Origin of the sequence: Candidatus Liberibacter solanacearum CLso-ZC1, assembly GCF_000183665.1 — a bacterium.
In the GTDB taxonomy this organism is placed as follows: Bacteria; Pseudomonadota; Alphaproteobacteria; order Rhizobiales; family Rhizobiaceae; genus Liberibacter; species Liberibacter solanacearum.
Genome location: NC_014774.1, coordinates 427,640 through 442,670, shown reverse-complemented (window position 1 = coordinate 442,670; position 15,031 = coordinate 427,640). Strand labels below are relative to the sequence as shown.

The following is a 15,031-nucleotide window of genomic DNA, read 5'->3' as shown; positions in this document are numbered from 1 at the left end:
TCCGGCAATAATTTGTTTATTGTAGTTTAGTTACAACTCAACGGATACCTGATTCTTACATACGACAAAATCTCTTTCCCTAAGGAGTAAGCGTCCATCACTAGAAGATAATGCTGCTAGACCAGGTAAATCTTTTCCTTCTAACCATTCAAAAAAAGCTCCTCCAGCCGTGGAAGCATAAGTAAATTCATCAACAATACCTGCATGAGAAAGTGCGGTTATAGTATCCCCTCCCCCTGCAATTGAAATAATTTTTTTTTCTTTTGTAAGTTTAGCCACATAACGCGCTATCTCAACCGTAGCCAAGTCGAAAGGTTCTATTTCAAAAACACCAAGCGGCCCATTCCATATAACTGTTTTAGCTTGTGAAATTACCTGTTTAATATACTCTATCGTTTTAAAACCAATGTCCAAAATCATAGAATCTGATGGCACAGACCTCGTTGAAACACTTTGTGTAGCAATACCTTTTTTCATTTCTTTAGCGACCACAACATCTTGCGGCAAAATAATTTCACAAGAAGATTTCTGAGCTTCAAAGACTATCTGGCGCACACTTTCAGAAAAATCACGTTGACACAATGATCTGCCCACTCCCATTCCATCCGCCACTAAAAAACTATTAGCCATACCACCGCCGATCACTAGCTTATCAACTTTTTTCACCAGATTACCCAGCAAATCAATCTTTGTAGAAACTTTAGAACCCCCGATAATTGCAACCAAAGGTTTTTTTGATACGCTAAAACAAACTTCTAGCATACTAAGCTCTTTTTGCATGGCACGACCCATATAAGAAGGCAATAAACGAGATAAACCCTCAATAGAAGCATGAACCCTATGAGAAACAGAAAAAGCATCATTTATATAAAAATCTCCGTTTTCCGCCAACATATTGACAAAATCTGGATCATTATTCTCTTCTCCTGGATAAAAACGAACATTCTCAGTAAGAATAATACCGCCTTCTGACAAAGAGGATACCGATTGAGACAATGAAAAACCAATGCAGTCTTCAACAAAAAGAATCTTTTTTTTAAGGATGGATTCTGCAATAGGAATTACTTGACATAAAGAACTATCTTTATCTGACTTATTGTTGGGACGCCCTAGATGAGACAGAATCACAATTTTTGCTTTTTTCCTTACAAGCTCAAGGATTGTAGGAACTGAACGCTCAATACGCGTAACATCTGCAATCTTACCCTCTATAAAAGGAACGTTCCAATCAACACGCAACAAACAACGACGCCCTCTTATATCATTAAGGTCATCCATGGTCCTAAGATAACTCATAACTTCAACCTTTCCATACAAAACTCAGAACACATGAAAATTAGATCAATCTCATAATAAATTTCTCATTTCTTTTTTTAAAAGAATCTGCGATGAAAAAAGCTCTCACCTCTACAACAACTTTGCAATTGCTGATGCAGTATCCAACATACGATTGGAAAAACCCCATTCATTATCATACCAAGCCAAAACACGCACAAGATTGTTAGCGACTACCTTCGTCTGATCAGCTGCAAATATAGACGAATAGGCATTATGATTAAAATCTATCGATACTAAAGGCAGAGCAACATAATCCAGAATATTTTTCATATCCCCTTCAGCAAAATCTCTCATCGCCGCATTGATTTCATCAACATTCACATTGCGACTGGTTACACATTTCAAATCTACCATTGATACATTAGGCGTAGGAACTCGAACGGACGAACCATCCAATTTTCCTTTAAGATGAGGCAAAACCAATTCCACAGATTTAGCTGCTCCAGTCGACGTAGGAATCATTGATATCGCTGCTGCACGCGAACGATAAGGATCATCATGCCCTGCATCTAGAATATGTTGATCACCCGTATAAGAATGAACAGTCGTCATATATCCTTTTTCAATCCCAAACATTTTATCTAGAACATAAACTATTGGAACCAAACAATTTGTAGTACAAGAAGCATTCGAAATAATAACATCTCTTTCATTTAACGATGTATGATTGATACCATAGACAATAGTCTTATCCGCCCCCTTACACGGAGCAGAAACCAAAACACGTTTAGAACCATTAGATAAATGCAGCGAGGCTTTTTCCTTCGTTGTAAAAAAACCAGTACACTCCATAGCTATATCAACATCATTCCATGGCAGATTCTGCGGATCACGAATGCTTGTTACTTTTATTGCCCCAAACCCAACATCTATAGTATCCCCCGAAATCTTCACTTCTCCTGGGAATCTTCCATGCACCGAATCATAACGGAACAAGTGAGCAATTGTTTCTATGGAATTAAGATCATTAATAGCTACAATTCTAATATCATCACGCCCAGACTCAACTGCTGAACGCAAAACACATCGTCCAATACGACCAAAACCATTTATAGAAACCTTGCTAACCATATCTTTTCTTCCCCTTGTACTTTAAAAAAGAAACATCTAAAACAATTAAAAATTATGTTAATAATTTCCTCTCCACCAAAGCCACTATTGCAGTAGCAGTTATACCAAAATGTTGATAAAGAAGATCGCAAGATCCTGAAGATCCAAAACCTTTCATGCCAACAAAATCCCCATCACTTCCTATCAAAGAATCCCACCCTTGACGCAATCCTGCCTCAACAGCAATCTTAACGGGAGATGTCCCTATAATTTGTGCACGGTATGCGTCTGATTGTTCAAAAAACAATTCAAAACAAGGAACTGAAATCACACGAGCAGAAATATTCCTAGCAGATAAAAGATTACGCGCTTCTACAGCAATCTTTAATTCAGAACCTGAAGCAAAAATCGCTACTTGTGCATTAGGACAAGCAATATAATCATAAGCACCTAAAGAACATAAATTTTTTTCTTCATATTGAGTACGGAGAAAAGGCAAATTTTGTCTAGACAAAGATAATACAGATGGACAACTTTTCTTCTTAAGAGCTACCTGCCAACATTCTAATGTTTCTATCGAATCCGCAGGTCTAAAAACAAGAAGATTAGGTATAGCTCTCAATGCCGCCATATGTTCTACGGGTTGATGTGTAGGTCCATCTTCACCTACCCCTATAGAATCATGTGTTAAAACATGAACAACCCTTATTCCCATTAAAGACGCCAACCTTATAGAAGGGCGACTGTAATCAGAAAATACCATAAACGTTCCCGAGTATGGCACTAATCCCTTATGCAATGCTATGCCATTCATCACCGCAGCCATAGCATGTTCACGCACACCATAGTGTAAGTAACGACCTGAAAAATCACTCCTAGAAATAGATTTCATTTGACTGGTTTTCGTGCCGTTAGAACCAGTAAGATCTGCCGATCCTCCGATGATCTCTGGCAAACAATCATTAATCACTTCTAGTACCATTTCAGAAGATTTGCGTGTAGCAACTTCTGGCTTAGATTCCCCAATCTTTTTCTTCAATTGCATAATAGTATTATCAAAACAATCAGGCAATTCATCTGAAAAACGACGATTAAATTCTTTTTGCACATCACTCTCAATAGAAGAAAGATGGGATTGCCAATCTGCCCTTATTTGAGAAGAGCGTAATCCAACCGAACGCCATTCTTTCATTATTTCATCAGGAATCAAAAAAGGATCTAAATTCCAATTCAGAGCCTTACGAGTAGCTTTTATTTCTTCTTTACCCAAAGCAGAACCATGGACTTTATTCGTCCCCGCTTTATTTGGAGATCCAAAACCAATAACCGTCTCACAAGCAATCATCGTAGGTTTGTTGGATTCTTGGGCTTCTCTCAAGATAGATGCAATAGCATTATAATCATGTCCATTAACAGACAATGTATTCCATCCAGACGCACGGAAACGAGCATGCTGATCTGTAGAATCAGCTAAGGAAATAGAACCATCAATTGAAATACCATTATTATCCCAAAGAACGATCAGTTTATTTAATCCAAGATGCCCTGCTAAAGAAATCGCTTCTTGACTAATACCTTCCATCAAACAACCATCACCGACCAATACATAAGTATAATGATTGATCAATGCATCACTAAATTCATCTCTTAATTTACGCTCGGCAATAGCCATGCCGACAGCATTGGCAATTCCTTGCCCTAAAGGTCCGGTAGTAGCCTCAATTCCAGAAAGAAATCCATATTCAGGATGCCCTGCTGTTTTAGAGCCAATTGTTCGAAATTTTTTGATGTCATCAATTGTTATGTCCTGATACCCTAAAAGATAGAGCAATGAGTAATACAACATGGAGCCATGCCCCGCTGACAAAACAAAACGATCACGATTTGGCCATGATGGACATTTAGGATCAAACGCCATGAATTGTGAGAAAAGAACAGTGATCACATCTGCCATTCCCATAGGCAATCCTGGATGCCCAGAATTGACGTTCTCTATAGCATCCATTGACAAAAACCTAATGGCATTAGCCATCTTTTTATATCCATCGCACCGCATCAACATCTCCTCAACGACAAAACTACATTCCTTTGATTTGGCTCATAAAATTTTACTCAAAAAAACTAAGAATACCTTCATAATCAAAGATAATATTGACAATTATCTACGCGAATATACAACTGATGAATCCCATCCTTTTTAATGCCTTTTTTTTATGATCATGACCTAGAAATCTACACTAAACCAATAAAATAATTTGCTCAATAAGAACACTAGAATTTACTGAAGAAAATATTATAATTGTTGTAAGATGCTTAATACCTCTATGAGAATATCGAATCGACTATCGGGAATACTCTTTATTAATACTTTATAAGCGCAAAAGAAAACAAGAACTTAAACCTTTGCTTATAGTATTATTAAAAATTAATTGATTGATATTAATCTTGACAGCATACAATAGTATCGTAAAAATGAGATCTATAAAATATAAATTGAATGCTAAAATAAGCCGTCTCAGAAAACCGCCCTCTTATTATGCAGCCATGTTGAGGATTTCACATGATCTCGAAAGACCATAAGAAGCTAATACGCAAAAAAAAAAATAATACGTAATCTTCTCTCCCCCACATATCATCACACGAGAAGCGTTGCTCTAGCAACGCTCGGAGCAAAAAAAATACCGTTGAAAAATGGTATGAAAATTGCTACTTTTTACCCTATTCAGTCCGAAGTCAATGTAAAAATCTTTATCGAAAAAATAAGAAACAAAGGATGTTCTTTCTGTCTCCCAGCAATAAAAGGAAACAAAATGATTTTTCGCCAATACGATGATCCAAAATATCTGGTGAAGGAAAAATTTGGCATCCTATCCCCACCACGACATGCTCAGGAAATTAATCCAGATCTCATCTTGATGCCACTTGTTGCTTTTGATTCTCATGGCAATCGTATAGGATATGGTAAAGGATATTATGATCATGCTATAGCTAATGCTCGCCTTGAGGGGAAAAATCCTTATCTCGTAGGTATTGCATTTGATGTTCAGGAAACCTCCTACATAAAAGTGGAATCTACTGATATTCGCTTACATGCAATTCTAACTGAAAGTAGATTTGATCAATTTAATTAGATATAGGAAAAGTATGAGACTTTTATTCCTTGGTGACATAGTTGGAAAAGCAGGCAGATCTATTGTATATGACACACTACCTCGCCTCATTCGAGATTTTAAACTTGATTTCGTGGTAGCAAATGGAGAAAATAGTGCTGGTGGTTTTGGTATCACTGAAAAAATATTCCTTGAAATGATAGAGATTGGAATAGATGTCATAACCACAGGGAACCATTCTTGGGACAAACGAGAAGCCCTTATATTTTCTCAACGTCACCACCATTTCTTACGCCCCGCAAATTATCCTCTTGATACTCCTGGCAATGGATCTGGACTTTATAAAGCTAAAAACGGTGCGAATGTCTTGGTCTCAAATATTATGGGGAGAATTTTTATGAATCCTATATTAGACGATCCATTTAGAACATCTGATAAAATTTTAGAAACATGTCCTTTAAAAGAACAAGCCGATGTTATAGTCTTTGACTTTCATGCCGAAACAACCAGTGAAAAACAATGCTTTGCCCATTTTGTAGACAGTCGCGCTAGCCTTGTAGTAGGAACCCATACTCATATTCCTACTGCTGATGCACAGATTCTTGATGGTGGTACTGGCTATATATCCGATCTCGGAATGTGCGGCGATTATAATTCATCTATCGGCTTGGATAAAGAAGAGCCTATTAATCGTTTTATTTCACAAATTCCACATAATCGCTTCGTTGTTGCGAATGGACCCGCAACGTTATGTGGTATCTGTGCCGATATTTCCGATGTCACTGGACTAACCGAAAAGATTGCCCCCATACGTATTGGCGCTCGTCTTCAACAAACAAGCCCAGATTTTTGGACATAATAAACAAAAATTAAAGAAATAAATTTAATTTTACATCTTAGTAACTTCACAATTCAAACGAGATTATATTCATGGCTGGACATTCTCAATTTAAAAATATTATGCATCGCAAAGAACGAAAAGATGCTATGCGATCAAAAATATTCTCTAAGTTATCTCGTGAAATAACAGTTTCGGCAAAATTATCTGGACCTAATCCATTAGAAAATCCACGTCTAAGATTGGCTATTCAAAATGCTAAGAGTCAATCGATGCCCAAAGAAAATATTGAACGTGCCATTAAAAAAGCTGGGAACAATGATCTAAACAATTATACTAACATTCGATACGAAGGCTATGGCCCTGAAGGCATTGCTATAATTATTGAAACCCTAACTGATAATCGTAACCGTACTGCATCTAACATCCGCGCTATTTTTACTAAAGCCAATGGATCTCTTGGCGCCATAGGATCCACAACTCGTTTCTTTGAGCAAATTGGAGAAATTATTTACCATTCAACAGTTGGAGATCCTGATACAGCTATGGAGGCAGCTATTGAAGTCGGTGCCAACGAATTTCTAGACGAAGATAAAGAATATATCTTTCACTGTGATTTCAGCAATGTAGGGCAAATATCGAAACAATTAGAACAAAAATTTGGAGAAGCGAAAAGTATTAAAATTATATGGAAACCTCTAAACTTAATACAAATATCGGACGAAAATAAAGCAAAATCTATTATCAAAATGATTGATAATTTTGAAAATGATGAAGATGTCCAAGACGTATATTCCAACCTTGATATTCCCGATGACATAATGAAAAATATATGTCATTAAAAGGATAAAGTAGTTGGAGCCGATCCAACGCTTATCTTGTTTTTGATCATTATGCCGCTAGCTTTATGGCACTAAATTGAGCTTTTCGGCTTACTATAATCTAATGATCTTCAGAACACTTAATTTCCTAAATTTGTTCAAAATTCAATCAGTCCATAGAAAAACAAGATATAAAAACAAGACCTAATACCGTAGCAATGCTCCTTGTTATCTCAAGAACTTCTATGACAAAACTTAAAAACACTGAATTTCAATCAAAAAAAGAAACAACGATCGATTACTGGAGGAGAGGAAGGGATTCGAACCCTCGATACGTTTCCGCATACGCCCTTAGCAGGGGCGCGCCTTCAACCACTCGGCCACCTCTCCATCTAACTAACGAATATGTTGAGATTTCATCAAATAATCAAGCATTTTATTCTATAGAAGACAGAAAATAATCATTTTAAAACGATATGTTAAAACTTATCCATTAGCCCAATTTTATACTAGCTCCTTTTTCAGTCAAAATATTTTATTGATTAGGCATAAACTTTTGGAACAATCAGTTGGAGATAATCAAAAAGCAATTGAACCAAGCGCTCTTCCCGCTCGTTGCTTTTATAAGCGTTAAGGAGAGTATGTAGCTTGTTCTCATATTCTTCAATTCGAGACCGAGTAAAAATCGCCTTGCGATGTTCTAGCCAAGCCTGCTTCTCTTTACTATCTAATGTATGAGGAAAATTACGCGCTCTATACCGAAACAATAACTCAGGCAATCTCTGATCAGTAAATTGAAAATTTAACGTCGATAATTTTTCTGGTTCAGTCAACGGTATACAATCTCTCATTTTACAATCTTCATCACTCAAAAAACCATCATACAAACGAGAATCTACGTCTTCTGATAAAGAAACAAAAGGCTTATCATATATCGCAATGACTTTTTCTTGTAAGTCGACTTGTTGACGCAATAATTTCAAATTGTCTACACAACGCTTATCATCAATCCCTAAACGTTCAAATTTTTTTGAATGGAAAGAACCAATAGGGAAAAGAACTGGACATCGGTTAATATGTACTGATTTTAGAGGAACAGGAGATAATCCATTCAATTGATCATGACGTGTAAATAACCGTTTACCTAATTCGATGCTATCCAAATCTTGTAATACCTGCATATCCCCACTCAAATTACAGGCGATTATTTCATTAGCATTACGAGGATGCCATGCTATAGGAGCAATCAAAGCAGTATTTGCCTGAGCAGCCCCGAACTTACTCGAAACATGTACTAATGGAGTTAAATTCCTGATATCTATCAAACTTTTTAGATGCATTTTATTCCGCGAATTATATAAATAATTAAATAATTTAGGCTTTTCTCGACGCACTAACCGAGCTAGCGCAAGAGTAGCATCAACATCTTGCTCTGCATCATGTGCATTGACATATTCAATGCCATTAGCAAGCGCTAAATCCTGAAGCTTAAAACTAGGGAATCCATCGTCTCTATGTGGCCATTGAATCCCATCAGGAGAAAAAGCATAAATAGCACGCATAACATTTATTAAATCCCATCGAGAATTACCATTCTTATAACTCCAACCATAAGGATCATAAAAATTACGATAAAAAATGTTCTGACTATATTTATCATCAAATCGAATGTTGTTATACCCAAAGATACAAGTATTAGGCTTGCAAAAAAATTGATACACGCGTTGGGCAAATTCATGCTCTACAACACCATCACGCAATGCTTTTTGTGGCGTAATCCCCGTTATTAATACTGATTCTGGATCTACTAAATAATCATCAGAAGGCTTGCAAAAAAATACTTCTTTACTCTGTATTGTTTCCAATTGGTGATCAATGCGAATACCAGCAAACTGTGCTGGACGATCCCGAGCCACATCCAGACCAAATGTTTCATAATCATATATTACAAAGTGATCCATTTCAGGTTAAAACTCCATAAAGATGCAAAAATTATATCTTTTTAAAATAATAAACCAAGCAGAGAATACTTTTCTTGATTTCATAAAGATAATATTGATATTTCTGTCAAATCCCAACACTGAATAAAAGTAAAATAGGCTACCAACAGAATGAGCATCTTATTCATATACTGCAACCAATAATTCTACGCAAATGACAAGAAATCTTTACGCTAGAATATCTCTTTTGATAAACCCATTAAATCTTCAAGAGAAATCCTGATAAGAGATGAGTCGCAACAGTGATCTGAGCAACAGTCACTTCTTCCTCTTCAGTAGAAAGAATGTCAAAAACCTGATCTTTTACTTCTTGCCATTTCTCATTTTGCATAATAGTAGCAACAGAACTACCAGCAGTAATAGCCTTAGCAATCATCTCACGTCGCGCAGAATACATCCAATCTAAACCCGCAGACAATGCAAGATTCTCATAATGATCGTCTACAACAACGTTGTTAGCCACAGATAGCAATCTATCAACACCTAATCCCGCTGAAATAGCCGACCACATATCTAGAACTACTAACAAACTCGTATTACATGTTTCTGATATATCAATTAAATCTGGGACAACCATTAAAAATTGCATACGAACAATTTTGTTGGCAATATCGGGTGGAAAACCATTGCTAATGAGATTCATAACACGTTTATTGAAGCGCTCCGACCATTCCTCTGGTATCTTTTCCTGCAATAAGGCATCAAGCTTATGAAATGCTGTCAGAAGGCGCTTGACCGCATTACCTATATCCCCAATAAACGTTCCATTTTTTATGAGAAGACGTGTAAGATTAATAAAAATAAATCTAATCTCTTCATATATCTTGTTCTGTAGCTCACCACTAATCTGGTTATCCAATCGATCTACCTCTTTCCAAAGATAATCCAATTCATAACCAGCATACGCTATCACAGCAGAACGAACAACATTTTCAATTGAAGAACTAGTTTCTTTAGATAAGCTTACAACAAAGCAAGACCCTCCTTTATTAATAATCCTATTAGCCAAAACTGTCGCAATTATCGCCCTACGCAGTTGATGATTCATAATGTCTTCAGAATATAATTGGCTTAACTTCTCAGGAAAATAGTTCAGTAATAGATTAGTAAACCATGGATCATCTATAAGAGTACCCTCCAATAATTTTTCTGATAATTTAAGCTTAGCATACGAGAGTAAAATTCCAACTTCCGGACGACTAAGAGGAATATCCGCACTAATACGCTCTTCAAAAGCCGCAATGCTTGGCAAATGTTCAATTTTTCGATCAAGAGAACCCTCTTTTTCCAAAAACTTCATAAGTTGTGCAAAATTCCACATCATCGCCATACCCTTACGAACTTCCAAAGATATGGCTAAAGACTGCAAATAATTATTACGCAAAACAAGAGCTATCACTTCAGAAGTCATCGAGCTTAAAAGTTTATTACGATCCTCTAAAGTAAGCCTTCCATCACGCATCGCCGAAGCTAATGCAATTTTTATATTGACCTCTAAATCAGAACAATTCACTCCAGCTGAATTATCAATTGCATCAGAATTAATGCGCCCGCCACTTAATGAGTAAACAATACGAGCTCTCTGCGTAAGACCAAGATTAGCTCCTTCTCCTATAACCTTTGCCTGTACATTATCAGCAGTTACACGCACAATATTATTTGCTTTATCCCCTATATCTGCGTCACTGTCTTGAGATGAACTAATATAAGTTCCAATACCTCCAAACCACAAAAGGTCTACCGGAGCCATCAAAATTGCCGATACAATCTCAGAAGAGGTGTTTATCGCCTTCGAAACTCCTATTACAGCAGCAGCTTCCGGAGTCAACCGAACGGATTTCTCTCTTCTCGAAATAATCATCCCACCCTTAGATAAAACTTTCCGATCAAAATCCTGCCAACTTGAAGAAGGGGCATTAAAAAGCCTTTTACGTTCATTAAAAGTAGTTTCCAAATCTGGATCTGGATCAATAAATATATCGCTACGATCAAAAGCAGCAACAAGTTTAATCTGCCTAGATAAAAGCATGCCATTTCCGAACACATCTCCGGACATATCACCAACACCAGCTACCGTAAAAGGCATGGTTTGAATGTCAATATCCATCTCACGAAAGTGTCTCTTAACTGTTTCCCAAGCACCACGTGCTGTAATCGCCATTTTTTTATGATCATAACCCTTTGACCCACCTGAAGCGAAGGCATCATCTAACCAAAATTTTGCCTCTTGAGACAAGCTATTTGCTGTATCCGAAAAAGTTGCTGTTCCTTTGTCTGCAGCAACAACAAAATAAGGATCATCCCCATCCAAACACACAGTATTTGCAGGATGAATAATCTTTTGTCCTTCAAAATTATCTGTTACAGATAGCAATGCACGAATATAGGTCTTGTACGCTTTACGCCCTATTTTAATAATTTCATCGCGTGGACCCTCAGATGGCAATCTCTTCGGATAAAATCCTCCCTTAGCACCAACGGGCACAATAACAGCATTCTTAACTTTTTGAGCCCTCACTAATCCAAGAACTTCTGTACGATAATCTTCTGCTCTATCAGACCAACGCAAACCACCACGCGCTATCTTTCCACATCGAAGATGAACACCTTCAACCTCAACACAATATACAAAAATCTCTCGATGAAGTTCTTCTGCGCCAAGACTTTTTATTTGACTAGAATCAAATTTAAAGACGAGTGCAAGATCATAAGGATGTTTTTGAAAGTAATTAGTTCGCAGTGTCCCGATAATCAAATTGACATAACAACGCAATACAGTGTCGTCATCTAAACTAGAAACCTTTAATAAAGAAGAATCTATTTCCTTCAAAATTCCCTTAATGCTCTTATCCCTCTCCTTATTAGACAGATTGGGATCAAAACGGCTGTGGAAAAGACTGAACAATAACTGACTGATAGAAGGATTTTTACTCAAAATCTGTGCAATAAAGTCTTGCGACCATATAACAGATGTCTGCCGAAGATACCGAGCATATGAACGCAAAACGCTTATCTCATATACACGCAAATCCGTAAGCATAATCAAATGATTAAAAGAATCATTGTCCACTCTATCCTGGAAAATATATTTAAAAGCTTCAACAAGAGCATCCCTGCGATTTTCAAGATCAAACTGTACAGCATTAGCTGGCTTTAAATCCATCTGATACAAAACGACAAGATGTTCTCCATCATCTGCAATCATTTTAATTTCAAAAGTATCTTCACTAATGACTGTAAAACCAAGGTTTTCAAGCAATGGCACACGTTTTGATAACGAGAAAGGCTCATTTGCATGAAAAATTTTAATCTGAATGCCCCCATCTTCTTTACTAGAAAAATCAACGCATAGCTTTTCTTTTCCTTCAGTACAATTGGTAATATAGTGCAAATATTTTACAGCTTTTTCAGGAGAAAATACATCTTGAAAAGTCTGAGAAAATACAAAACGCGGAATCCCATCTCCAGCGCTTTTATAAAATTTCTCTTCCCAATATGCGACTATAGAACGCACTCCTTCTTCAAGATACTCTTGAGATGGATTAGGCGTCTCCCCCCCTGAACGGCCTATAACAAAATGAATCCTAACCAATCCTTCTTCAAGAAAGCTAGAATAAAACGCTGATACATGACCCACGTAAACTTCTGATAGATAATTGCCAATCTTCTCGCGAACAGAAGAATCAAAATATTCCCGCGGTATATAGATAAGCAACGAAACAAATCGATTAAAACGATCAATGCGAGGAAGAACGCGTGTACGCGGCCTATCAATAATATCAATAATTTGTTCACAAAAAGATGCTAAGAGCATTGGATCAATTTGAAATAACTCATCTCTTGGATAACTTTCCAACATATTTTGCAACATACGATCCGAATGACTGTCAGGATAAAAATTAAGAAGATTTTGAACCTTAATAATTTTTTCACGCAACAACGGGATCTTTGTAGCTCTCTGTGAATATGCCAAATGGGTGAAAAATCCAACAACATGTAACTCGCCAATGAGTTTACCCTTTTCATCAAAATGTTTAATGCCTATAAAGTCCATATATGCACGACGATATACAACAGACATAACATTTGATTTCGTGACAATTAAAAAATCCGGACCCTCTAAGAAATCACGAACTTCTGGCTCAACTAGCTTGTCTTCCCGATAAAAACTCAAAATCAAAAGATCGGGATTCTTCAAAATCCCTAATCCTGACGCAACGTCATGATTTAATCCTATTTTTTCTTGTTCCACTCCCTGAGAATAATAGCGCATTCCCATGAATTTAAAATTATCTTCTTTTAGCCAATCAAGAAAGGTCAGAGCCTCAACTATATCCTCTCCTTTGTTTTTATTACTAACATTAGTGAAACGCGAAAGAGAATTTTGTATCTCATCAATAGACGAATGCATCGCCTGTGAATCTTGTGCGATTAACTTGAGTTGATCAATAATAAAGATCAGTTGTTTTTTAATATCTTCAGCTTCTGCCGGCGATATTTTCGGAATATGAACTTGTATTAAACTGATTTGTCGTTGGGAAATATCATGGATTTCAGGAGAATATAAATGCCAATCACTATTTTTATCTTTTACCAAAACTGGATGGATGGCCATCATAATATTACGATGACTTGCTACTATCTCTCCTATGACAGATTGGTATAAGAAAGGAAGATTATCTACAATAACCGTTACAATACTAGTTGATGCACCAGAAGGATTAATGCCTTCTACCTCCCTAATATCTATACACTCCGCACTAGGAGAGGAATCCCAATCCATCAAAATATCGTGTGATACAATAGCGGTCAACGCCAGCATTAGTGGCGTATACCTCTCAAGATCATCAATGTTAGCTTTTTCAAACATCACAGAAGAACTAAATGATGGAAGTCCTAAAACAGCTATTGCTGCATTAACATCATCAATGATTCTACTACGTTTTAAATTTCTCGAAAACACCGTTATTATCCTTTAAGAATCACTCTTATTTCACTAACGAAGACGTACATAATCAAATTATTACTATCGCCTGGATTATGTAAATATATCAATAAAAACAATAAAACATTTATTTCTCATTCAAATCAATCATCATATTAATAGATCAATCAAAACTTGACCACTTTAATCTTTAATTATTTTTTCCATTATCATTTCCTCTATTTAAAGAATTTGTGAGTTTTAATCATATCACACTTGATTTTTACGATAAAAAACACATAACTAAGAGTTATGAATGAATTTCCCAAAAAACTACTTAAAAGCCACCGTCACTTCATCAAAAATCATTATGATGCAAAGTTATTCCAAACACTAGCAAACAAACAGAAACCTAAAATAATGATTATCTCCTGCTGTGATTCGCGCGTTACACCTGAGACAATATTTGACGCTCAACCTGGCGATCTTTTTGTAGTACGCAACGTTGCGAATATTGTACCACCTTATGAACCAGATGGACAACACCATGCGACCTCTGCTGCAATTGAATTTGCAGTTCAAGCCCTTGGTGTAGAGCATATAGTCATCATGGGGCATGGTCGTTGTGGAGGCATACAAGCCATCTTAGATCCCATAACCCTTCCTCTATGCCCCGGGGACTTTATTGGGAAATGGATGGATATCGTACGCCCTATTGCTCAAAAAATAATGACAAATGACCCTGTTGAAAAACAAACTATTCTCGAACAACTTTCAATTCGCAATTCCTTACACAACATACGGGGCTTCCCTTTTGTTAGGGAATTAGAAGAACAAAATTTGCTACACATCCACGGTGCTTGGTTTGATATTAGAACTGGTGAATTGTGGATTTTAAATCCTAATAGCAATGAATTTATTCTTAATACTCAGTGATGAATTCCTAATTT

Annotated in this window: 9 protein-coding genes and 1 tRNA gene; 4 read left to right on the top strand and 6 right to left on the bottom strand. The window is 36.6% G+C overall.

Translation table 11 applies throughout. The annotated features are described in order from the left end of the window. Positions 1-30: 30 nt before the first annotated feature. The 3 genes from CKC_RS02000 to tkt all read right to left on the bottom strand — a co-directional run bounded on the left by CKC_RS02000 (position 31) and on the right by tkt (position 4,447). Entirely contained in the window at positions 31-1,296 is a 1,266-nt protein-coding gene (locus CKC_RS02000; protein ID WP_013461818.1) for a phosphoglycerate kinase, read from the bottom strand. Between the two features lie 111 nt (positions 1,297-1,407). Next, entirely contained in the window at positions 1,408-2,409 is a 1,002-nt protein-coding gene (gene gap / locus CKC_RS01995; RefSeq protein WP_013461817.1) for a type I glyceraldehyde-3-phosphate dehydrogenase, read from the bottom strand. Positions 2,410-2,461: 52 nt separating this feature from the next. Further along, complete coding sequence (gene tkt, locus CKC_RS01990; protein ID WP_407059605.1) at positions 2,462-4,447, bottom strand: transketolase; 1,986 nt, start codon at positions 4,445-4,447, stop codon at positions 2,462-2,464. A gap of 544 nt (positions 4,448-4,991) precedes the next feature. On the opposite strand from tkt, the gene CKC_RS01985 reads away from it, so the two are divergent. The 3 genes from CKC_RS01985 to CKC_RS01975 all read left to right on the top strand — a co-directional run bounded on the left by CKC_RS01985 (position 4,992) and on the right by CKC_RS01975 (position 7,178). Further along, positions 4,992-5,519 carry a 5-formyltetrahydrofolate cyclo-ligase gene (locus tag CKC_RS01985; RefSeq protein ID WP_338028866.1) on the top strand — a complete coding sequence of 176 codons (528 nt, stop codon included), beginning with the start codon at positions 4,992-4,994 and terminating at the stop codon, positions 5,517-5,519. Positions 5,520-5,532: 13 nt separating this feature from the next. Next, complete coding sequence (locus CKC_RS01980; RefSeq protein ID WP_013461814.1) at positions 5,533-6,357, top strand: TIGR00282 family metallophosphoesterase; 825 nt, start codon at positions 5,533-5,535, stop codon at positions 6,355-6,357. A 71-nt stretch (positions 6,358-6,428) separates the two neighbouring features. After that, entirely contained in the window at positions 6,429-7,178 is a 750-nt protein-coding gene (locus CKC_RS01975) for a YebC/PmpR family DNA-binding transcriptional regulator (protein ID WP_013461813.1), read from the top strand. A 281-nt stretch (positions 7,179-7,459) separates the two neighbouring features. Here the strand turns inward: CKC_RS01975 and CKC_RS01970 are convergent. From CKC_RS01970 to CKC_RS01960, 3 genes are all read right to left on the bottom strand, one after another. Next, a tRNA-Ser gene (locus tag CKC_RS01970) sits at positions 7,460-7,547 on the bottom strand. 152 nt (positions 7,548-7,699) lie between these two features. After that, entirely contained in the window at positions 7,700-9,118 is a 1,419-nt protein-coding gene (gene sbcB / locus CKC_RS01965; protein WP_013461812.1) for an exodeoxyribonuclease I, read from the bottom strand. A 238-nt stretch (positions 9,119-9,356) separates the two neighbouring features. Then, complete coding sequence (locus CKC_RS01960; protein WP_013461811.1) at positions 9,357-14,120, bottom strand: NAD-glutamate dehydrogenase; 4,764 nt, start codon at positions 14,118-14,120, stop codon at positions 9,357-9,359. Between the two features lie 273 nt (positions 14,121-14,393). Between CKC_RS01960 and CKC_RS01955 the strand changes: the two genes are divergently transcribed. After that, a complete protein-coding gene (locus tag CKC_RS01955; protein ID WP_013461810.1) occupies positions 14,394-15,017 on the top strand; it encodes a carbonic anhydrase in 624 nt (207 codons plus the stop codon). Positions 15,018-15,031 lie beyond the last annotated feature (14 nt).

Coding starts and splice junctions, on each gene's coding strand:
- gap (WP_013461817.1), bottom strand. CDS start 2,409: ATGGTTAGCAAGGTTTCTATAAATGGTTTTGGTCGTATTGGACGATGT.
- CKC_RS01955 (WP_013461810.1), top strand. CDS start 14,394: ATGAATGAATTTCCCAAAAAACTACTTAAAAGCCACCGTCACTTCATC.
- CKC_RS01975 (WP_013461813.1), top strand. CDS start 6,429: ATGGCTGGACATTCTCAATTTAAAAATATTATGCATCGCAAAGAACGA.
- CKC_RS01980 (WP_013461814.1), top strand. CDS start 5,533: ATGAGACTTTTATTCCTTGGTGACATAGTTGGAAAAGCAGGCAGATCT.
- sbcB (WP_013461812.1), bottom strand. CDS start 9,118: ATGGATCACTTTGTAATATATGATTATGAAACATTTGGTCTGGATGTG.
- CKC_RS02000 (WP_013461818.1), bottom strand. CDS start 1,296: ATGAGTTATCTTAGGACCATGGATGACCTTAATGATATAAGAGGGCGT.